At 35.8% G+C, this 21,670-nt stretch carries 17 protein-coding genes; 13 read left to right on the top strand and 4 right to left on the bottom strand.

What is annotated here, in order from left to right; all coding sequences use genetic code 11:
• Positions 1-14 precede the first annotated feature (14 nt).
• Positions 15-1,361, top strand: a complete 1,347-nt coding sequence (locus DBR39_RS04225; RefSeq protein WP_124530987.1) for a RagB/SusD family nutrient uptake outer membrane protein — start codon at positions 15-17, stop codon at positions 1,359-1,361.
• A gap of 48 nt (positions 1,362-1,409) precedes the next feature.
• On the opposite strand, the gene DBR39_RS04230 is transcribed toward DBR39_RS04225, so the two are convergent.
• Both DBR39_RS04230 and DBR39_RS04235 read right to left on the bottom strand, forming a co-directional pair.
• The gene (locus DBR39_RS04230) at positions 1,410-1,733 is read right to left on the bottom strand and encodes a hypothetical protein (protein ID WP_124530988.1); all 324 of its coding nucleotides are present in this window, start codon (positions 1,731-1,733) and stop codon (positions 1,410-1,412) included.
• Positions 1,734-2,008: 275 nt separating this feature from the next.
• On the bottom strand, positions 2,009-2,437 hold the full coding sequence (locus tag DBR39_RS04235; RefSeq protein ID WP_124530989.1) for a MauE/DoxX family redox-associated membrane protein: 429 nt from the start codon (positions 2,435-2,437) through the stop codon (positions 2,009-2,011).
• 400 nt (positions 2,438-2,837) lie between these two features.
• Between DBR39_RS04235 and DBR39_RS04240 the strand changes: the two genes are divergently transcribed.
• Positions 2,838-4,499, top strand: coding sequence for a helix-turn-helix domain-containing protein (locus DBR39_RS04240; protein ID WP_124530990.1), 1,662 nt, complete (start codon positions 2,838-2,840; stop codon positions 4,497-4,499).
• 205 nt (positions 4,500-4,704) lie between these two features.
• Entirely contained in the window at positions 4,705-5,247 is a 543-nt protein-coding gene (locus DBR39_RS04245) for a DUF421 domain-containing protein (protein WP_124530991.1), read from the top strand.
• A 56-nt stretch (positions 5,248-5,303) separates the two neighbouring features.
• Here the strand turns inward: DBR39_RS04245 and DBR39_RS04250 are convergent, their stop codons facing one another.
• Together DBR39_RS04250 and DBR39_RS04255 are read right to left on the bottom strand one after the other, a co-directional pair.
• Complete coding sequence (locus tag DBR39_RS04250; RefSeq protein WP_124530992.1) at positions 5,304-5,786, bottom strand: DUF6265 family protein; 483 nt, start codon at positions 5,784-5,786, stop codon at positions 5,304-5,306.
• A gap of 126 nt (positions 5,787-5,912) precedes the next feature.
• Entirely contained in the window at positions 5,913-6,728 is an 816-nt protein-coding gene (locus DBR39_RS04255; protein ID WP_124530993.1) for a helix-turn-helix transcriptional regulator, read from the bottom strand.
• A gap of 828 nt (positions 6,729-7,556) precedes the next feature.
• On the opposite strand from DBR39_RS04255, the gene DBR39_RS04260 reads away from it, so the two are divergent.
• From DBR39_RS04260 to DBR39_RS04305, 10 genes are all read left to right on the top strand, one after another.
• Positions 7,557-7,814 carry a helix-turn-helix domain-containing protein gene (locus tag DBR39_RS04260; protein ID WP_124530994.1) on the top strand — a complete coding sequence of 86 codons (258 nt, stop codon included), beginning with the start codon at positions 7,557-7,559 and terminating at the stop codon, positions 7,812-7,814.
• Positions 7,815-7,838: 24 nt separating this feature from the next.
• Positions 7,839-8,168, top strand: coding sequence for a hypothetical protein (locus tag DBR39_RS04265; protein ID WP_228447762.1), 330 nt, complete (start codon positions 7,839-7,841; stop codon positions 8,166-8,168).
• A 366-nt stretch (positions 8,169-8,534) separates the two neighbouring features.
• Positions 8,535-8,951, top strand: a complete 417-nt coding sequence (locus tag DBR39_RS04270; protein WP_124530995.1) for a very short patch repair endonuclease — start codon at positions 8,535-8,537, stop codon at positions 8,949-8,951.
• Entirely contained in the window at positions 8,951-10,381 is a 1,431-nt protein-coding gene (locus tag DBR39_RS04275) for a DNA cytosine methyltransferase (protein WP_228447763.1), read from the top strand. The genes DBR39_RS04270 and DBR39_RS04275 overlap by 1 nt, the downstream gene beginning before the upstream one ends.
• The gene (locus tag DBR39_RS04280) at positions 10,378-11,433 is read left to right on the top strand and encodes a DNA cytosine methyltransferase (RefSeq protein ID WP_124530996.1); all 1,056 of its coding nucleotides are present in this window, start codon (positions 10,378-10,380) and stop codon (positions 11,431-11,433) included. The genes DBR39_RS04275 and DBR39_RS04280 overlap by 4 nt, the downstream gene beginning before the upstream one ends.
• Entirely contained in the window at positions 11,434-12,420 is a 987-nt protein-coding gene (locus tag DBR39_RS04285) for an HNH endonuclease (RefSeq protein WP_124530997.1), read from the top strand.
• Positions 12,407-13,885, top strand: a complete 1,479-nt coding sequence (locus DBR39_RS04290; protein WP_124530998.1) for an ATP-binding protein — start codon at positions 12,407-12,409, stop codon at positions 13,883-13,885. The genes DBR39_RS04285 and DBR39_RS04290 overlap by 14 nt, the downstream gene beginning before the upstream one ends.
• On the top strand, positions 13,878-17,735 hold the full coding sequence (locus tag DBR39_RS04295) for a Z1 domain-containing protein (RefSeq protein WP_124530999.1): 3,858 nt from the start codon (positions 13,878-13,880) through the stop codon (positions 17,733-17,735). The genes DBR39_RS04290 and DBR39_RS04295 overlap by 8 nt, the downstream gene beginning before the upstream one ends.
• A gap of 7 nt (positions 17,736-17,742) precedes the next feature.
• On the top strand, positions 17,743-19,515 hold the full coding sequence (locus tag DBR39_RS04300; RefSeq protein WP_124531000.1) for an AAA family ATPase: 1,773 nt from the start codon (positions 17,743-17,745) through the stop codon (positions 19,513-19,515).
• A 2-nt stretch (positions 19,516-19,517) separates the two neighbouring features.
• A complete protein-coding gene (locus tag DBR39_RS04305) occupies positions 19,518-21,563 on the top strand; it encodes an AIPR family protein (RefSeq protein ID WP_124531001.1) in 2,046 nt (681 codons plus the stop codon).
• Positions 21,564-21,670 lie beyond the last annotated feature (107 nt).

The following is a 21,670-nucleotide window of genomic DNA, read 5'->3' on the forward strand; positions in this document are numbered from 1 at the left end:
ACAAATTAAATATTATGAAAAACAAGACAATTATAATCGTTCTTTCGATCTTATGCTTATCATCCGCCATCGGATGCTCAGATTTTCTGGAAGAGAAATCGGACAGTAGACTGGTTACGCCTGAAACCCTGGAGGACAATCAGGCACTTTTAGACCGTATCTCAAATCTGCTGGGCGGTAACAGTATCAGTGCAGAAATCTCGTCTGATGACCTATATATTACAGACAGTGATTATAGTGGCATCAGCTACGAGCCTGATAAACGGTTATACACCTGGCAGCCTAATTTGGTATCAAGGTCAAGCGGTAACGATTGGGAAAGCTGCTTTTACAGAATCAACATCTGCAATACAGTTCTGAATAATCTTCAACAGTATCACATAGGTAATTCAGGAAATGTAGAAGGACAAGCCTTGGCGATTCGTGCGTCCATCTATCTGGAAGCTTCACAGATCTGGTGTTTGGCATACAGTAAGAGTAGTGCCAGCAACAACCTTGGACTGCCTCTTCGGCTGGACCCCGATGTCAACCAGCCTTCGGTACGGTCTTCATTATTGCAGACCTATGACCAGATATTGACAGACCTTCATATGGCGGTCTCCCTTCTTCCCGATAAGCAGGTATCGGTTACCAGGGCTTCAAAGGCTACGGCTTTAGGCCTGCTTGCCAGGACCTATCTGTATATGGGCGACTACGCCAATGCATTACAATATACCGATCAGGCGTTGGCAATTGACGGTGAGCTGTTGGATTTTAATTCTCTGAATAGCAGCGACTCTTATCCGATCAAAGAAATGAACGTGGAAGTTCTTCTTCCCACAACAATTGCCTACTCGCCCATATTGTCCGGAAATAATGCCAAAATCGAACAAGCCTTTTATGATTCCTATGATAATAATGATTTAAGAAAGACTATTTTCTTCAGAACTAATTCAGATGGCTTCATTCTTTTTAAAGGCAATTATTCCGGAACTTCCCAGCGTTCATCGGTATTGGCGAAGGATGAATTATATCTGATTGCTGCGGAAAGTGCCGCACAGCTGAATGAGCTTGACAAAGCGATGGAAAGACTCAACGGACTATTGGTGAAAAGGTGGGAAAGCGGAACATTTACTAATTTTACAGTGTATGATAAATCAACAGCTCTTGAGCTGATACGAAAAGAAAGAAGAAAGGAATTGCTTTTACGAGGGCTACGATGGGCAGACCTGAAACGCTATAATCGCGACGGTGCCAATATCAGTCTTAGCAGAACGATTGCAGGACAGACTTACACTCTAGCTCCCAATGACCTGCGGTATGCCATAGCTATACCCGAGGATATTATAAAACAGACCGGAATGCCACAAAATCCAAGATAAAATAAGGGCTGTCCAAACGGACAGCCCTCACTTATAAAATCAAAAGATTTAAGGCGCCAGTTTTCTTTGAACGGCAATTCCTAAAACCTGCGAATTGGTCTTGGATCCCAATACCGAACTCAGTGAACTTCCTTCAGGTACAATTACCTTACAAGGTCTGTCACCTGATGTCACGCATCCTACGCTTCCACTTGCCGAATTGGTCCAGTTGGCGGTGTTATGGAAAGCGCCTTCGTTCATATCTTCACTAATGTAGTAAAATGTTTGGTCGACCGCTTTTTTCTCCATTACTTTGAAGGACATCACAGCCCCTGAGAATATCACAGCAGCAATGGCTACTGCATTGACTTTTAAAATTTGATTAATTTTCATAATTACGGTCTTTTTGTATATCAAAAAAGATTACCATAAAAACTTTAGAAACCTGTCTGGGAATTACGAATGAACCGGTAAAAATTACTCATTGTACCCATAGTTTTAAAAACTTGCCGTACCACACACTGCATTTTCGTATTTCCTGACAAATTGTTGTTAATAAATCATTTTAGAGTTTCGGGTTGTTAAACAGCTTTCGGCTGCCTAATTTTAAGGTTGAACATTAATAGCAAATTCAGTCATAATTGTCCGTAAATATTACGGTAACATACTCATTCAGCAGGCCTGCTGTATCTTAGATTTAAACCTAAAGCCATTATGGAAAGAATGACACAGCCCATATTGAAATAGAGATGCTGATGCCAGCTCATCTTCTCCAAAATTCCGCCACAGGAACAAGGTAAATTATCGCTAGTAATTAATAGTAAAGCAATATATCCGGTGAAGATGAGCATCAAAACCAAGCTTCCTATCAGTCCTGTAGTTCTGGTTTTGCGGTAACATAATAATCCTGCAATAAAAAATTCAACAATGATTATCGTGTAAGGCAGGAATTGCGAGAAGCCATTTAACAAAGGTGATGCTGAAATCTGATGCTGAAAATTTTCAAAATCAAATACCTTACTGATAGCTGCATAGCAGAAGAGAATAACAAAGTAAATGCTTACCGCAAATGGTATTATTTTTTTTAAATATTTCATGACATTAGTTTATTGTTGATAGTATTTCCGTGTAAAGTATATATCTGTTTTTCAAACAATTACTGATCAAATGTAAAACAGAAATTCAACAAATAAAATGATTTACAATGCCTTGTTTACTATGTCTGATGCCAGTTTATAAACTGATTCTCTGTATCAAAATCCCAGAGCGGCAAAGATGTAGACTGTAGTTTTTTTCATAAAAGTGATTATAAGTTGGATTTAGATATTGTGTTCAAAAAGACAAATGATGCTTATTCATCACATCAAATGTTATTTTGTGTGAATAAGAACCGTGATCGATAGCATTTTGGTTATGTAGTTTACAAAACACTTGGATATTCCATAAAAAATAACGTAATTTTATAAAACGTTTTAATAAAATGAAGGTAACGTGCAGATGTTCAGGTTATTTATATTGCTTTTGGTTTCCACTGCGGAATTATGGGTTGCGCAGAGCAAAGACAATGTGGCCTATCATCAGATCAGAAAAAAGTATGATCACCACAAGGTTAATGATAGTACAGCACTTTCTTACGTTGACCTTTTAATCGCCCTCACGAAAAAAGAAAAAAATTATTCTGAATTAACATATGCATACCAAGATGCCCTGAATTTTGAGCCATCAGGATACTGCAAAATGATGTATGCAGACAGTGCAATAACTTCCGCTCAGCATAGTTGTAATAACGATCTTATTGCCTCTGCTTATCTAGGAAGGGGAATTGTGTCTTACTTTAATTTTAAAGACTACCAACCTGCATTGGATGATTATATAAAAGCGTTATCCTACGCCAGATATAGCACTAGCCAATATGTAAAGTATAATATATTATATCATCTGGGTGTAATGCAGAGTTATCTGGGATATTATGATGAGGCGGTCAGTCAATTTGAGGATTGTTCTGCTTTCTTTAGACAGGAGATTTTGAAAAATAATTCCCCAGATATCCTGTACAATATGCGCAAAGGCTATTATGAAAGTTTACATCAGCTTATCTATTGCTACCAACAAATGGGAGATGATGATAGTGCCGACCGCTTAATTGACGTAGGAATGAGGGAAATACCCAAAGATTTAGATTTCGTCCAGTTAAGGAGCTATTTTTTTAAATCTAAAGGCATTTCTGAATTCCGTAAAGGAAATTACGAGCAAAGTATTGCTGATCTCAATCGTGCACTTCCGGAACTGGTCAGTGTAAATGACTTTGCCTGGATATCGATGATCTACTTTTATATAGGAAAGAATAAATTGGCTCAGCACCAGCAACAAGAATCCTTTAGTTTTTTTAAAAAAGTAGATTCTATTTATCAGAAACACCATTTTTTCTTTCCTGAGCTTACGGAAAACTATAAGATTTTACTGGAGAATGCCCGTAAAAAATCAAATATAGATGAGACTTTATCTTTTGCTGATACCCTCCACGAAATTGAAAAAATAAACATAGAAGACAGACATTACCTTTCTACGAGGTTTGAATTGGAAGAGATAACTATTGAATATTCCAGTATCGCACAACGTTACAGGAACATCCTCGCTGGCGTTGTAGCTGTCTCTATGCTCTTATTTGTGTTCACGGTCAACACTTATCTGGAAAAGAAGCCTGAGAAAAAGTACGGTATGGTCTTAGCAGGTGTGGATATTAATGAACTGGAACCCGATGTCTCACCATCAAAATGGACATTGAGTGCAGAGATTCGCAACAGAATTAGGAAGAATCTACAGAAATTTGAAGATGAAAAAGAGTTTTTGAAACCGAACCTGAGTTTGAAAAAAATTGCCATAAGAGTAGGGACGAACCCTAATTATCTATCTGCCTACATTAACACAGAGAAAGGAATGCATTTTAACCGTTACCTAAGTGAGTTGCGCATCCAGTATATTGCCGAATTGATTGCAGAAGATCCTATATCAGCTCATCAGAAAACAGAAGTTCTTGCCAAGTTATGCGGAATTGCCTCGCGCTCCAACTTTCTAAAACTGTTTTCAGAAATCTATGGAATGTCGCTGCAAGAGTATCAACATCAGTGCAGAGAGAAGTTTGCTGCAAATGACAAATAACCCCGATAATAATTTAATAACTTTTGGAAAAACATTAAATAAAAGTTCTACAATATAATTATGCGAATAGCTTTTACAGGTTTCATATAGAGCCGGAAAAACAACTTTGACGGAAGAGATTGCACCGTAAAAATTGTGTAAAGATCATTTTCATTCCAGGTCATTTCTGGCATTATTTTATCAACACTAATGGTAAAAATAGTAAATGAAAGATTTGTTGTTTGAAAATTGGGAAAAACTTGGACAGGTCGCATTGATGACCATTGCCTCTTTTGTCATTCTATTCCTTTTCATCAGGATCTCGGGAAAAAGAACCTTGGCTAAGTTCAACGCCTTTGATTTTGTGGTGACGGTCGCTCTGGGTTCCACATTGGCCTATATGATGCTTGCGATGGTTCCATTAGCAGAAGGTGTAATGGTGTTATTTCTGATAATAGCTTTACAATATCTGTTCGCGAAATTGGCCAGTACATCCGATAAGATGGAACACCTAATCAATTCCTCTCCACGCTTACTGTTCTATAAAGGCAAATACCTCAAAGACAATATGAGCACCGAGGCCATAACGGTTGATGAGATCAACGCTGTAGTTCGTCAGGAAGGAATTGAAAGGTTAGATGATGTTTTGGCAGTTGTCATCGAGCTTAATGGAGAGATCAGTGTCATCAAAAAATCGGATACTATAGGCGGCAAAAGTTCTTTAGAGGATCTTGATATCCCTGACAGTCAGGGAGGGGGTGATCTGTAGGATTTTTGCAATTATATACTTGAATTTATTGAATTAACCAAAGTTTATCTACATTATTACCTTTTCACTCTTTTCATTGGAAAGGTCTGTTTGCGTTTCTGTCCGTTTTTTGTTCCTGAAATTTCGGCTATCAATGAATCGGAAGTGATTTTTGTGTAAGCGATGATCTGCGGAAAGTCGTGTTGTGGATTTTCAAAGACCAATTGATTCTCTGAAATGGTTTTGGCGGCAAAACGAACAGGCTGACCATCATTTTGGTTGTTAACAGTCGGAATGTAAAACAACTTTTTATTTTCCTGCACGAGCCGGATATTTCCAAAAACGATCGTGTCTTTGTCTTTGACACTATAACTTTTCCCTGAAAATTCGTTGTCTCCTAATTTTGTCCAAGTTTCATAGATGCTGCCTTTCTGGGTTTTGTTTTCCCAGGTACCGATCAGCCATTCCGCTTTTTGAATGTAGTTTGCCTGTTTTATTGTCCAGGCATAGAGAATGACCAAACCAACGACTGTGATAAAAAATTTTGCTCCTGTTTTCATAATTTTAGCTGATTGAATAATTGTCATTTTATTTAATTTCCAAAGACGTAATGGCTTCTTTGTCGAAAATTTAGACGGCAAAGTTGCAATGTTTTTTAAACCTAAAATTGTAAAAATGGGACAAGTCTAATCCGTGCCGTAAAAAAGAGAGGACATCGTAAGGTGACCACCGTAAAATTCTTTGGGCGTAGATCCGGTAAATTCTTTAAACTCTTTGATAAAGTGCGCCTGATCGTAATACTCGTTTTCATAAGCTAGATCTGCGAGGTTGGAAAACTGATTGTTCAGCAACATTTTAAGCGCAGCCTGCAATCGAATGATTCTGGATAGTTGTTTGGGACTTAGGCCAATGGCTGAAGAAAATTTGCGTAACAATTGTCTTCGGTTAAGATTAGTTTGTCTGGACAGTTCATCAATTGACAGTTGCCCATTGGCTGTTATAATAGTTTCGACAATTGATTTTACAATGCGGTCAATGGTTTCGATGTCGGTCAGCCGATTAAGTAAAAATATTTCAATAAGTTTTATCCTCTCAGAAGTAGAATTGGCATTTAAAACCTGTTGCCCAATTTCCTGTCCGTTATTTCCGAACAGCCTTTCCAATGAAACGGCGGTATTTTCCATCTCTTTTATTGGAGTAGTGATAAAAGGCAAGAATCCTTCCGGCTGAAAGCGAACGGAGAAAATTCCTGTCTTGCCGGTTGGCTCGATTTCCAGCGGCCGTGTCAGTTGTCCTATGACAAAACATCTGGGCTGGATAATGCTGTTCCCATTATCCAGGTATTGTTTGTACAGATCGCCATAATGAAAGATCATCTCCATACATCCGTCAGGGACGATGGTTTGTTTTTTAGGCGTTTCTTCTTTGGGGCTTTCCAATGTCCAATAACATTTGATAAATGCTGTCAAGTCGTGACTCGGTTCAAATGTTTGGTAATTCATCGGGCTTCTTTACAAAAATTATTCATTTAAAAACTTCAAAGTAATTCAAATATAATCATTAAATATAGGTTAACTGGAAACCTGCGTAAAATGTGCACAGGTCAGCTTAAAACCGGCTCAAAAATCAAGCAACTCAACACCAATCCTGCGTAAAAATTGAGCCGGATATTTAAATGTATGTTCAAAAAATAAGCATTCTGATTCAAGCCTTAATTCAAAATATGTAAAACATCCAACAACGTTGAGTAAAATAACACACGTTTTCTTCTGACCTGTGCTTGTTTTACGCACATTTCACGGGTAGATGCGTAAAATAGATACAGGTTATACGCCGACCTGCGTAAAAAGGATACAGGTAAATCCAAAACCTGCGTAAAAAAGATACATATTGACAACCGGGTAAAAATGACAGCTTTACTTTTTCTCATTTTAGAGCTCTGAAAAATAAGCTTACAAAAAATAAATATTGATTTTCAATCAATTACGCTTTTACTGTAATTTCTTTTTCCGATTTTTAGAACTCTGAAAAATAACATCCATTTTTAACGGCAAGATGTGTCTTTGTATATACAAACTTTTCAAGTTGTACATCCAAAAACTCTCTTGCCTTTTTTGCAAAAAGGGGAAAAAACTGCGGAACTTGTTTTTTGTTTTCCTTGAAATCAGGTTTAAGATTCCAAACTTATCCAATTTATTCTTTTTTAATCTTCCAAGATTCCAGAATCATCTAAATTTGTCTTATTTAGCCCAGCTACCATTAACACTATTGTTTTCAAGGTTTTAATGTTTCAAATTTGCAGAAGAAAATTTAGTCAAAAACGATAAGCTATGATCGTAAACCTAATCACCAAAGAAGACCTTCAGGAATTTAGAACCGAATTGCTGGAAGACCTACAAAACCTATTTCAGATCAAGATTTCCCAGCAGAAATTATGGCTGCGTTCGTCAGAGGTCAAAGCACTTCTGAAAATCTCCTCTGGAACATTGCAGAAGCTACGCATCAATGGAACTTTATCTTACACCCGTGTCGGTGGGACATTATATTACAATTACAGAGACATCGAAGAAATGTTGAAGAAGAAGTAATGATATTTCACAATACCGAAACCAATGAATTATATCAAACATCTTACAGTTTTCTATGAAAAGGTGGCTCAGGATAAAACACTTAATCCATCACACATCAGCCTCTATTTAGCCTTATTCCAGTTCTGGAATTTCAGCCGTTTCCGAAATCCAGTTAGTATTTCTCGTGATGAGGTGATGCGCATCAGTAAAATCCGCTCAAAAGCCACCTATCATAAATGCTTGAAGAATCTGCATTCTTCGGGCTATATTGATTATCAGCCGTCATATAATCCGTTTCAGGGAAGCCAGGTGGTGATGGTGGATTTTGGTGGGGAGTTGAAGATTGGTGTTAAAAAGGTGCAAGTAAAATAATCAAATTTTCAAAAACCAGTTTTAAAGAAATCTTGACTAAAAGGGCTGAAGTTTAAGATATATATTCTTGAGAATTTTATCACTACATTGCCAATAAATAAATGACACCCCATAGTTTCTTTATCATATTATTCTATTTGGTTTAGTTTATACTATGAATAATATAGATTACAAGAAAATATCTACTCCAGACATTTTTTCTTTGTCATAAAAAAATGTACTTTTATTGGTTTAAATAAAACCTATATATATTGTAATTTAATAAAATATCCAAAAAAAATAAGCGAACTATACTTTGGTTATTTAATCTTTAACTATTTGAATATATTGCAAATATATAAACTAACTTTTGAAAAAATTTAGAAAATGGCAGATGTGCATTCTAAAGAAATTAGAAGTTTTAATATGAGTAAGATTAAAGGTAAAAACACAAAACCTGAACTGCTCGTTAGAAAATTTCTTTTTTCACAAGGATTTCGTTATCGTCTTCATGATAAAAAGTTACCAGGCAAACCAGACATCATTTTACCAAAATATAAAACAGTAATATTTGTAAATGGATGCTTCTGGCACGGACATGAGGGATGTAAATATTTTGTTGTTCCTAAAACAAGAACAGAATGGTGGCTTGATAAGATTAACCGAAATATCGAAAAAGATAAAGAAAATAAAATAATATTAACAAATACAGGTTGGAAAGTCATAGAGATCTGGGAGTGCGAATTGAAAGCTTCTGTTAGAGACATTCATCTTGACAATATTATTAAACAAATTAAACTATAATGTTAGAGTTCTACTATAAATATCATCAGAAAAATTTCAGGAAGAAATCTCAGAATCTTTTTGATGAACTTCATAAAATACTTAAAGAAGAAAAAATTCCCATAACAGAGTCTGAAAATGTTTCAATATCGGAAGAATACAAGGAACTTTTAGAACCGGATTTATTTGAAAATCTTAACAATGTATACTATACTCTTCGTAAAAATAAGGCACAAAATCATCCGTTACTCAAGAAGTATCTCCCTGAATTAAAAAAGGAACCTGCTGCAGGGATGCTTTTTGCAGATTTTTTCAGTGGCGCAGGGGGGCTAAGCCAGGGTTTAATTAATGCAGGTTTTACACCGGCTTTTGTTAATGATAATTATATAGACGCTCTTGAAACATATTATTTTAATCATGATCTCACATTAAATAGATTTTATCATGGAGATATAGCTGATCTGATTAATAATATTGATGATTATAGACATTTTTTTAAAGGCATAAAGCTTATAGCCGGGGGGCCACCGTGCCAGGGTTTCTCAACCGCTAACCGGCAAAACTTTGAAATTGATAAAGAAAGTAAAGAAAAACGATTTATTGAAGATGATAGAAATATATTATATAAGCATTTCGTTAGTCTGCTGGGAATAATTAAGCCTGATTTCTTCATAATGGAAAATGTCAGAGGAATGAAAAAGGTTGAGCGCCAGATTGAAGAAGATATTAATAATGTAACAGCCGAAGAATATTTTTTTAATCCTTTGATTTTAGATGCGCAGTATTTTGGCATTCCTCAGAGTCGTATAAGGTATATTCTTATAGGAGGAAAAAATTTTTTAAATATTGAACAGATCCGGGTCAGACTTATAGCAAAGCAGGATAAAGAGAATAGGTATAAGCTTGAAGATGCACTATTTGGACTTCCTCCTATAGGTACCAATCCGATAAAACTAAATACAAGCTACGAAAGTGAACAGAATGGATATAATTTAAGCAAAAAGTTGCTTCAGCAGAATGATTTTTTACATACGATAAATAACCGCCGCACAATAAATTATTTATGGAATCACAGATCTCGTTATAACAATGAAAATGATCTGGAGATTTTTAGTCGCCTTCCAGAAGGCGAAAATTCCCTACATGAAAGTATTCAGGATATTCTTGTATATAAAAATAGAAAGCATATATTTAAAGATAAATATTATAAATTAAAAAAAAGCGAGGTGTCAAAGACGATTACCTCACACATGAAGTATGATTGTCATATGTATATTCATCCTGATCAGCCACGTGGATTAAGCCCTAGAGAAGCAGCGAGAATACAGACATTTCCGGATGATTATGTTTTTAGAGGAAGTTTAAATAGCTGGTATAAACAGATTGGTAATGCAGTACCTGTAAAGTTGGCTGAGATTATAGCCAGTGAAATAAAATATTACATAGAATGAAATATATAGAATTGTTTTCCGGAATCGGAGGTTTTAGAAGAGCTGCAGAATTAATATCAGAAGATACAGATGTTAGCCTTGACTGTATTGCTTTTTCTGAAATAGACAATTATGCTTTGAAAACTTATGAAAGTAACTATCATTTGAACGGAGAGACACGTATGAATAATATTGTTGAATTTGCTTCTGAAAAGGATAAGATTGAACAACTGGATGATTTCAGATTGCTTCTGGGAGGATTCCCTTGTCAGGCATTCAGTCTGTTGGGAAAACAGCTAGGTCTGGAGGATGAAAGAGGGAAAATATTATTTAGTATCCATGAACTACTTGCAGGTAAAAATCCTGATTTCATCGTATTGGAAAATGTAAGAAACATTCTTACACATGACAAGGGAGAAACACTGAATAAAATACTTGACTTCTTCAAAAGCCATGGGTATAAATATGTTAACCATGTTCTTCTTGATACGCAGAATTTTGGATTACCACAAAAAAGAACAAGAGTATTTTTTGTGTGTAGTAAAAAGCATCTGGATATTAATTTGAGTGAAGAGGCCATTATCAAAAATTTTAATTCGATTAAAAAACACTCTTTAAATACATATAAAGATGTCCTGGAAATACTTGACAAAAAGGTAGACAAAAAGTATTACCTGTCGGAAAAGATTAAGCATACAATTCTGGCAGATGGTTCTAAAAACTTTAAAAGCAATTCTCAGATAGACTTGACTATTGCCAGAACACTCACAGCTACAATGGTAAAAATGCATAGAGCCTGTCAGGATAACTATTATTCTGATGATTTCATCTTAAAGAATCTTTCGCATAAAGATACTTCAAAAGAAATTCTTTATAAAAAACCCGTCAGAAAACTTACTCCGTGGGAGGCATTGAAATTACAAGGCTTTGATAAAGAGTTTTATGACAACGCAATAAATTTTAAAGTAAGTGAACACCAGCTTTATAAACAGGCCGGAAATGCACTGAGTGTTAACACGGGATATGCATTACTGCATTATCTTTTTGTAAAGTGTAAAATTCAGAACTTTTAAATGAAAAATCCTCATTGGACCAGAGAAGAGCTGATACTGGCACTTGACCTGTATTTTAAAATTGAATACGGACAAATGCATGGTACAAATCCTAGAGTTAGAGAGCTTAGTAATCTATTATCTATGTTTAATGAGGATAAGGGATTTCAGAGAAGCGAGGGAAGCGTATCTTTGAAACTGGCAAATTTCAAAAGAATAGATCCGGATTTTGAAGGAAAAGGAATGACTGGTGGCGGGCAACTTGAAGAAGTAATTTGGAAAGAATTTTACAACAATAAAAGTCTTTTACAGAAAACTGCTGCTAAACTAAAAAAAAACATTATCAATGACAGGAAAAATTCTTTTATTGATTGGCTCGAAAGAAGGGGAAAGCCCGATAATTCATCATATAATAGTCCAAGTACAACTATCGCTTACGCTACACATATTGAAAAAAGTATTCTTAAAGAATTTTCCATTGATCTGAATGGTTTGGGTTTATTTGAAATTAATAATCATGACGAATTATTAAGAATAGAAAAACTATTGCATCGAGAAGGGGATAGTAAGAGAAAGCAAGATTTAAGAAATGTTTATCAGAGTTATTTAAGCTTTGTTCAGCCAGATTATTTATCAGATGAGAATCTGACAGATAAAGATGAAGAAAGTGAGACTGAAGGAGGACAAAAAGTATATATATCACGTAAGGCAGAACGAAATTTAAGCCTACGCAAAAGGGCAATTAAACTACATGGAACAACATGTATGGCATGTGGTTTTAACTTTGGTAAAAGTTACGGAATCTGGGGAGAGGGATTCATCGAGGTACATCACTTGATTCCGTTAGCAGGCAATATAATTAATGAAAGGATTACAAATCCTGAAAAAGATCTTGTTGTCCTTTGTGCAAATTGTCACAGAATGGTACACAGAAAAAAAGGAATTACTCTTACAGTTGAAGAACTGAAGCTAAAAATAAAAACTGTATCACAGTATGATCCCACATAAGTATGAAAATATAAAAACGCATGAAGCAATTCCCCCTGCAGGTTCTATGATGGAGAGTTTGCGGGATCTTGGTTATTCACCGGAAACAGCTGTAGCGGACATAATTGACAATGCTATCTTTGCAAAAGCCAGAAACATCTGGATTGATTTTATATGGAATGGAAAACTTTCAAAAATAAGTTTCCGTGATGATGGTACAGGTATGAATGAAGATGAACTAATTCAGGCAATGCGTCCGGGGAGTCAAAGTCCCTCCGTTCAGAGGGAAGTTAATGATCTGGGGCGTTTCGGTTTGGGTCTTAAAACTGCCTCATTTTCACAGTGCAGAGTGTTTACGGTACTTTCCAGGAAGAAAAATACTCCGGTTACCTATTGGCGATGGGATCTTGATTATGCTACAGCTCCTGACACTGAAGGATGGACTATTCTTAATATTGCAGATGAAGAGGATATTCAGCTTTCCCAAAATATGGAACAGGGATCAATTGTTATATGGCAGAATCTAGACAGAATTATTGAAACTCATAAACTGGAAATAGGTGAAGATGAGTTTTATATTATTGCCGAAAAAGTCAAGAGACACATAGAAATGATTTTTCATAGATATCTAGAAACAGGAAAATTAAAAATACAATTTAATGGAATACAGGTTCAAGGATGGGATCCATTTTTAAAAGGTGAAATTGCTACCCAACCATTTCCTGAAGAATTGTTGGAAAACGGCGCTGTAAAAGTAAAAGCTTATATACTTCCTCACAGGTCAAAGCTTGAAGAAGATATCTGGATTGAGAATGAAAAAAGAGGTGGCTGGGATGCATTACAGGGTTTTTATATTTACAGAAATGAGAGGTTGCTTCTTGCTGCTGATTGGTTTGGTATAACCCGTAAAAAATCAAACTATAAATTAGCCAGGATAATGATTGATCTTCCTAATCATCTTGATCAGGACTGGCAGATTGATATAAAAAAATCGAGAGCTCGCCCTCCATTATCATTGAGACAGAATCTGAAATCAATTGCTGTGGCTGCAATATCCCAGGCAGAACAGATATTTAGACATAGGGGCAGACAAGTTCAACGATCCTTGACTGGTGATTTCTCATTTGTCTGGAAAGAAATGGTAAAAGATGGTCGGTATTTTTTCAGAATCAACCAGGAGCACCCTTTTATCTCAGCACAGATAGCAAAGTTCCCTGATAAGAAAAAAGAAATTTTGAAACTACTCAGGATTATTGAAGAAACAGTTCCTGGTCCTGTCATCATTGCTAAAGAAAATGAATTGCCAGATAATATGCTTAAGCCATTTGAAAAAACAGCAGAAACAGAAATCCTTTCGATGATGAAAGACCTTCGGTCCGGATGGAAACAACAGGGAATGAGTGAGAAACTAATTAAACACAGACTACTTATGACAGAACCATTTAGTGACTATCAGCAACTAATAGAAACATTGCACTATGAGTGATCAGAAATTATTGGAACAGGCACAGAAAATCTGTAGAAATCTTCTGGATCTTGATCCACCAGAAACCATTGAAAAAATTAATGAAGCTATAGAAAAAGTCAGTCAGTTACTTTTATTAGGTGATAGTGACAAAGAATTACTTTTTTTGAGATTGGTCGAAGTTACAGGAATATCTCAGGATGCTCCCCGAATTCTTGATAATGAAAGGATTGAACCATGGGTTAAAGAAAAATGGTCACAAAATGTTTCGTCAAGAAGATTCTGGAGACGCTACCAGACTTATCTGGAAGATGAGAAAAAGATTGCTCCTAAAGTTATCTCGCGTTTAGATGAATTAACAGATAATATTCTGGATCGTCTGGCGGATCCGGATGCCCATGATGAATTTGATAAACGAGGATTGGTAGTGGGGCACGTTCAATCCGGAAAAACATCCAATTATGTCGGATTGATTACAAAAGCAGCAGATGCTGGTTATAAGTTGATTATAGTACTTGCTGGTATTCACAGTTCACTGAGAAGCCAGACACAATTGCGGATCGACGAAGGATTTCTGGGTTATGACACTGAAACAAGCAGAAGCTTTATACAATCCAATAACCGCATAGGTGTAGGTCGGTTGGATCCTGGGGTTCCTGCTCATTCACTCACAAGTAGCGCATTAAATGGAGACTTCCGGAAAAATGTGGCTGATACAACTAATTTGTATCTTAAAGGAACTGATCCGGTTATTGTGGTAATCAAGAAAAATAATTCTGTATTAAAGAATCTTATCGAGTGGTTATCTGCTAAGGTTGGAGAAAATATTCATGGAACGGATCAGAAAATAATCAATGATCTTCCGATGTTACTCATTGATGATGAGGCGGACAATGCCTCAATCAATATCAGTAAAAGTAGTGTTTCTTCAATTAATGGTTCTATCCGTGCATTGTTGTGTTTATTCCGGAAAAGTGCTTATGTGGGATATACGGCAACACCTTATGCCAATGTATTTATTCCACTTCCTGAGGATGATAAAGAACCTGGAAAAGGATTGAAAATTGTTGTCAAAAATAAAGATTATCCGGTCGGAGAAGATTTGTTCCCACGGGATTTTATTGTTAATATTCCTCCACCTTCCAACTATATAGGTCCGGAGAAATTTTTCGGTATCGTTAGCGAAGATCAGAAATATGAAAATGCAACAGATGAAGAAGATGAAATTATTCAAAATCCACTCCCGGTTCATCTATACGAACCAATTAACGATCATCAGCCAAAAGATTACTACGATAGTGAAATAACCAGAGAAAGTATCCGGAAAACCAATTTCAATTATATTCCGGACGGACATAAAAAAGACGATGCCAAACCAAAGGAATTGCCTGAATCTTTAAAAAAAGCTATTCAGTATTTTATCCTGGCGTGTGCAGCCCGCCGTGTAAGAGGACAAGTTAATGTGCATAATTCCATGCTGGTACACGTTACGCGTTTTGTCGATTGGCAGAATCACATTGCTTTAAAAGTTGAAGAAGAACTTTTTCGTTTTAAGAACAGAATTGAGTTCAGAAACCCTGGCTTTCTTGCTGAACTAAAAGCATTGTGGGAGGATGAATTTATTGATAAAACAGAAACAATAATGAAATCACTTTCTGGGTTTACTGATTTAGGAATGACATTAATCAATTGGGATGAACTGGAACAGGAGTTACTTCCTGCCGTAACAAAGATCAGAGTAAGGGCTGTCCACGGATCGAAATTGCTTGGAGGTTTGGAGCAGGAGAATATACAACCACTTGATTATTATGAAAATCAGAAAAAGGGGCTTTCGGTAATTGCTGTGGGAGGAAACAAACTATCACGTGGACTCACATTAGAAGGATTGACTGTAAGTTACTACCTGCGGGCTTCCAAAATGTATGATACGCTGATGCAGATGGGCCGTTGGTTTGGATATCGACCAGGCTACCTGGACTTATGTCGCTTATTCACAACAGGCGATCTGGTAAGTCACTATAAGCACATTACAGCAGCGACAGAAGAAATGCGTGCAGAATTTGATCGTATGTGGCTCTTAAAAAAGAAGCCTCGCGATTATGGTTTGAAAGTAAGGGCTCATACAGGGATCTTAACGATCACTGCATCTAACAAATTCCGTTATAAGAAGATGATGTACTTTGGTTTCTCCGGCGATCTGGAAGAAACCTGGCAGTTTGATAAAACCCGAAAGGACTTTTTCGAAAAGAATCATCTGATCACTCAACAATTTATAGAAAAACTTGGAACTCCGGATGGTGCTGCGAATGAAAGTAAACATCTCAGAAAGCAATCTTTTGTCTGGAAGGGTCAAAATAATTTCAAAGACGTGATCGAGTATCTTACTGTATATCAATCATCACAACCGTCTTTCCATACCGGATTACTCCGGGAATATATAGAAAAACAGACTAAGAACAATAAACTTATTAACTGGACAATTGCTTTGATTACAAATAGCAGTGCCAATGACGAGAATGAGGTCTTATATGGTGACCTAAAGGTCGGTTTTTCTTTCCGGAAAGATGATGCTGAAGAAACATCTTCTTACTATGAACTGACGAAGGCGCATATCATTGGTAACTTTCACGAATACATTGATCTCAATGACGACCAGCTTAGTAAGGCATTGGAGGAAACTATAAGTGATAAAGTTGAAAGTGGAAAAGAAACGCCCACCGAACATCCTAGTCCTTTACGTATCCGGAAAAACAGGAACGAAACTAATGCTTTGTTATTGATTTATCCTTTAAACCCTAAACCTCGCACAGAAGAGCCTGCATACAGCAATGTTCCGATTATTGGTCTTGCGATCAGCTTTCCATATATGGAAAACGAAGAAAAGGTTCTTTATGCCGTAAATGAAGTTTTTCAGGAACAATTATACGGCTATCCTGAAGAGCTGGATATGGACGATATTGATCCTGATGAAGACGATTCGGAAAAGAATAACTCAAACAGGAAAAGTTTACTGAATGAAAAAACATTCAGAAGTTTAATTGAAAATAGTTATCAGAATGTTTTGAAAGAAACTGATTTTCAAAGCGGTTTAGTTCCATACTATCCTGGAACAGATGAATTGAGTGAGGTGCTTAAGTCGCATACAAATGTGATATTAACTGCTGAAAAAGCATCAGGATTAACTTCTGTACCATTTTATGCAGAGAAAGAAATTCAGCAGTTTTATTTGAATCAACCTACTATGGTTGCTGTTAAAACAGAGCAGGAATTTACAGAAAATGAGCACTATATTGTCGGTCTGAAGCGTTCAAAATATGTTACATTCTGCTACCATGAGCAACCTGCTGCTTTTCCTGATAGTTGCTGGGTAATACGCTCAGAACCGGTAAAAGCACGATTTCTGTCAACACTGTTCAATTCAACTCTTTTCGGAGCTTGGGTAAGAGTGAATGGAGAGCAGAAGAAAGATATTTATTTCATTAAAAATGAAGTTCTTTATAAGTTTCCACTTGTTTATCCTGAAGAAAATCAGTTATGGGTATATGATAACCTGTATGAATTACTGGTTTCAGCAGGACGTGATGAACAGGCTCTTGGTACGGGCACAATCCGATCTTATTTTGCTTCTATACTTGATGCTTTGATTTTCTGTACATATTTTCCTGAATCCATGCAACAGGAAAAGAAACTGTTATATGATTCGCTTGAATCTGTTATTCCGAAAGACTTACCAGTAAAAGAAAAGAGAGCAGCTCTGGCTGAAGAATTGTTTAAAGTGCTTTATGACAGAGATCACCCTGTACGTAAAACTGTATATTACCTTGATAGTCACGAAAAAGTGAAAAAGATAAAGGCCATCTTTATTCAGTAGTACCATTATGAAAATTAGCAGAATCACTATTAATAATTACAGAGCTTTCTACAATGAAAGGGAAGAATCCCGTTCTAAATACGCCATCAACCTTAAAGAGGGAAAGAATCTACTGATTTATGGTGAAAACGGAAGTGGGAAAAGTTCCTTTTACAAAGCATTAAATGATCTGTTCAGATCTTCAGTTGAAGTAGGTTATCATTTCACTGAAAATGTATTTTCAAGAGAACTTGAATTGGATGAACAACCATTTATAGAAGTTGATTTTAAGAGAAATAAAGAAGAAAAAACGTTTTCCTTTTCTAAGGATTTACATCGTACAAGTGTAAATGATGAACTACTTCGGTCTGTAGCCCGGGGCAGAAGCTTTATGACTTACCGGGAATTATTACGTGTTCATTTTATTCAGGATCCTCAAGTAAATCTATTCGATTTTTTATTTGGACCGGATGGGATTTTGGCAGATCTTACTACTCCAGTTTATTCCAGACCTGAAACGAATCTGAAAATGAATACCCTGCTTGAAATCGTCCGGACAAATCCAGATGAAATCAATCTCAGGGATTTTACGCAAGGTGCCAATCAGATACTAAGCGATCTGAATGAAACATTGAATCACCTGCTTCGCTACTTTGATCATTCGATGACGGTCTCTTTTTCTCAACTTACAGAAGAGTCTTTGACTGGAGGACAGCCAGAGATAAAAATAAATGTATTATATTTTGGGATAGACCTAAATCAGCAAAGAGAACAATACCACCATTTTCTGAATGAAGCACGTCTGTCTGCTTTGGCGGTATGTATATTTCTGGCTGCACACCTTTCCGTACCCTCACCCGAATACAAGGTTCTTTTTCTGGATGATATCTTTACAGGACTTGATAATTCCAACAGAATTCCTTTACTGGATATATTAACGGATCACATTATTCATGGAACAAAATCAAAAACATTTACTGATCATCAGATATTTCTTACTACTTATGACAGACAATGGTATGAACTGGCAAAAAATCATCTGGGTAATAGTAAATGGAGTTTTCAGGAGATGTATATAGACCGGCATTCAAAAGGGTTTGATCACCCTGCCATATTGCCGGGAGAAGATGATTTTGAAAAAGCTCTGTATTATTTTAGGATGAAACAATATCCTGCCTGTGCCAATTATCAGAGAAAAATTTGTGAAACCCTTATAAAACAATTCTTACCAGATAATAAAAAGTATGATGCTTTACCTAATGGAGATATTGTTCCTATAAATAAGTTAGATACATTCATAACAAAATTACGGGTTTATCTAAAGGAAAATGATTTAAGCTTTACTCCTTTTATTAAGTTGAAAAACTGCTTAAAAGTTGTTATGAACCCTTTGTCCCACGATGATTTTGATAGTCCGGTTTATAGAAGAGAGCTTCTGTTGGTTTTTGAAATCATTGATGAACTTAGAAAGTTAAAGAATACAATACTTCTGGATTCAGGAAAAGAAATAATAATGAAAAAAGTAAACCCTAAGACTGGATTGATAAGAGAATATGTCTGTCAATTAACCACACCGGTCCGTAGGATTGAGCATGGTCATGAGATACGATTTACGAAGTTCAATATTTTACCCATAACCCAAAAAGAAGGTGATCAGAAAAAAGAAAAAATAAGCTTTGGAGGAAGATTTGAAGAAGTTTATGAAAGATTATGTTATTCTTTAGCTATCGAAAAATCTGAAAATCCATTTAGCGATTTTGAATTAAAAAACGGAACTCCAATGAATCAATTATTCACTTAATTATGGAACAAAATGAACTATTTCATTTCCGGACACAATTACTGCAGGATATTACAGATGTTATAGACAAAGATAATACAGGTGGTATAAGAGAGGAGAAATTTACAGAATTTGTTTTAGAATATCTGGAAGAAGCTGGAGATACTGAAGGAGCTGTACCCTGTCGAGAAATCAGAGAAAACAGTATAGGCAATCGCATACACAAAATCAATGCTTATGCTATTAGTGAAGGTTATGAGACTATAGATATTTTTATCACTGTATTCAAAGGGAGTACTGATATTGGTCGTCTTTATGCAGATGATGTCAAAACAGCAGTAAGTCTTTCTACACGTTTTTTACAGAATCTCCTGACCGGAAAAATAGAAGGAATAGAAGAAACAGCACCGGTTTTTGATTTTGTAAATACAATCCATAATATCATTAATGAAATCGTCAGGATAAATGTGTATATCCTGACAGATATGCTTGTCCCGATTGAACCACCGGATCAGACAGAAATTGGAGAAATACCCCTGCTTTACCATATAAGAGATATTGAGTATCTGTATCGTATACATACCTCTGGCTCAGGAAAACAATCTATACTGATTGATTTTGACAAGTCGTTTGGCACATCACTTCCTTGTTTGGCAATGCCTGAAAAAAATGCTGATTATGAATCTTATCTTTCCATAATGCCTGCCTGTATGTTGGCCGACATATACAAAGACCATGGAGCCAGATTGTTAGAGCAAAATGTTCGTACATTTTTACAGTTCAGAGGTAATATTAATAAAAAAATAAGAGATACTATTCTTAAAGAGCCACATATGTTTCTGGCATATAATAATGGTATTTCTGCAACAGCCGAGTCCATAACACTTACTCCTGATGGCAAAAAAATTATTACTGTAAAAGATTTTCAGATAGTTAACGGAGGACAGACCACAGCTTCTATATTCCAGACAAGGAGAAAATATAAAACAGCAGATATCAGTGCAGTATGTGTACAAATAAAGCTTACAGTAATTAACGATCCCCTTAAAAAAGGAGAAATAGTATCTCTGATATCGAAGTATGCTAATACTCAAAACAAAGTATCCGATGCAGATCTTTCTTCTAATCATTCTTTTCACATTGAAGTAGAGCATTTATCCAGAAAAATATGGACTCCTGCAAGTACAGGAAAGAATCAGACGAGGTGGTTTTATGAAAGAGCCAGAGGACAATATAACGATGAATTGTCCCAGATTGATTCTGCTGCTCAGCAAAAGAAATGGGTTGATAGAAATCCTAAAGACCAGAAATTTGCAAAAGAAGATCTTTCAAGATTTTTTGTAAGTTGGGAAATGACACCTTGGTGGGTAGTACGTGGCAGACAGAAAAATTTCAGTGAATTTATGGAGAATGTAGACTCTATTGATACCAATCAGATTTTTTATGAAGATCTCATTGCGAAGTCTATTATTTTCAGAAGTGCAGAGCGTTTGTATGGGACAGGTGCAAAAGCAATAGGAGATTTAAGATATATAGTTGTTCCATATACAATATCATTCCTAAGGCTTATAACTGATAATAAAATCAATCTTTACAAAATTTGGAAAAATCAGGGTCTATCATCAGAACTGGAAAGTTTGATTTCTGATGTACTTTTTAAAATAGATAAATTCATGAGAGATACTGCTCCGGGAGGCTTGATTGGAGAGTGGGCAAAAAAAGAAGATTGCTGGAAAATACTTAAGGATTACGATATTGATTTAGATGTTACTTCCATAAATACGGAATTATATAACGATTCAGAAATAAAGGATAGATATGAGGGATCTTCTATGGATTCAATACAAAAGAATCTTATTGAAAATAAGGTAAAAGAAATGGGTGTGGATAGATGGATTAAAATTGATCAGTGGGGAAAGGCAACCGGACGATTTAATTTACTGGAATCAAACGCTATATGGAAAATCATTCGAAAGATTGAAACGAATAAACAACTTACAAATAAAGAGTGTCTTACTGCTGATAGTATTTTTAAGACTATTGAGAATGAAAAAAATTTTGATTTATAAAAAGTATTTTATATTAATATATTTATTGACATTGGTTATAACTAAACAAAAAATTAATAAGCAAGCCAAAGATACTTCGCTCCCTAGTCTATCTGCTAAATTCTCTC

Source organism: Chryseobacterium sp. KBW03 (assembly GCF_003852415.1).
In the GTDB taxonomy this organism is placed as follows: Bacteria; Bacteroidota; Bacteroidia; order Flavobacteriales; family Weeksellaceae; genus Chryseobacterium; species Chryseobacterium viscerum.

Bases quoted from the DNA above. Each gene is read 5' to 3' on its own strand.
- DBR39_RS04285 (WP_124530997.1), top strand. From the start codon at position 11,434: ATGAAAAATCCTCATTGGACCAGAGAAGAGCTGATACTGGCACTTGAC.
- DBR39_RS04300 (WP_124531000.1), top strand. From the start codon at position 17,743: ATGAAAATTAGCAGAATCACTATTAATAATTACAGAGCTTTCTACAAT.
- DBR39_RS04290 (WP_124530998.1), top strand. From the start codon at position 12,407: ATGATCCCACATAAGTATGAAAATATAAAAACGCATGAAGCAATTCCC.
- DBR39_RS04245 (WP_124530991.1), top strand. From the start codon at position 4,705: ATGAAAGATTTGTTGTTTGAAAATTGGGAAAAACTTGGACAGGTCGCA.
- DBR39_RS04225 (WP_124530987.1), top strand. From the start codon at position 15: ATGAAAAACAAGACAATTATAATCGTTCTTTCGATCTTATGCTTATCA.
- DBR39_RS04255 (WP_124530993.1), bottom strand. From the start codon at position 6,728: ATGAATTACCAAACATTTGAACCGAGTCACGACTTGACAGCATTTATC.
- DBR39_RS04230 (WP_124530988.1), bottom strand. From the start codon at position 1,733: ATGAAAATTAATCAAATTTTAAAAGTCAATGCAGTAGCCATTGCTGCT.
- DBR39_RS04250 (WP_124530992.1), bottom strand. From the start codon at position 5,786: ATGAAAACAGGAGCAAAATTTTTTATCACAGTCGTTGGTTTGGTCATT.
- DBR39_RS04280 (WP_124530996.1), top strand. From the start codon at position 10,378: ATGAAATATATAGAATTGTTTTCCGGAATCGGAGGTTTTAGAAGAGCT.
- DBR39_RS04275 (WP_228447763.1), top strand. From the start codon at position 8,951: ATGTTAGAGTTCTACTATAAATATCATCAGAAAAATTTCAGGAAGAAA.
- DBR39_RS04305 (WP_124531001.1), top strand. From the start codon at position 19,518: ATGGAACAAAATGAACTATTTCATTTCCGGACACAATTACTGCAGGAT.
- DBR39_RS04270 (WP_124530995.1), top strand. From the start codon at position 8,535: ATGGCAGATGTGCATTCTAAAGAAATTAGAAGTTTTAATATGAGTAAG.
- DBR39_RS04265 (WP_228447762.1), top strand. From the start codon at position 7,839: ATGAATTATATCAAACATCTTACAGTTTTCTATGAAAAGGTGGCTCAG.
- DBR39_RS04235 (WP_124530989.1), bottom strand. From the start codon at position 2,437: ATGAAATATTTAAAAAAAATAATACCATTTGCGGTAAGCATTTACTTT.
- DBR39_RS04295 (WP_124530999.1), top strand. From the start codon at position 13,878: ATGAGTGATCAGAAATTATTGGAACAGGCACAGAAAATCTGTAGAAAT.
- DBR39_RS04240 (WP_124530990.1), top strand. From the start codon at position 2,838: ATGTTCAGGTTATTTATATTGCTTTTGGTTTCCACTGCGGAATTATGG.
- DBR39_RS04260 (WP_124530994.1), top strand. From the start codon at position 7,557: ATGATCGTAAACCTAATCACCAAAGAAGACCTTCAGGAATTTAGAACC.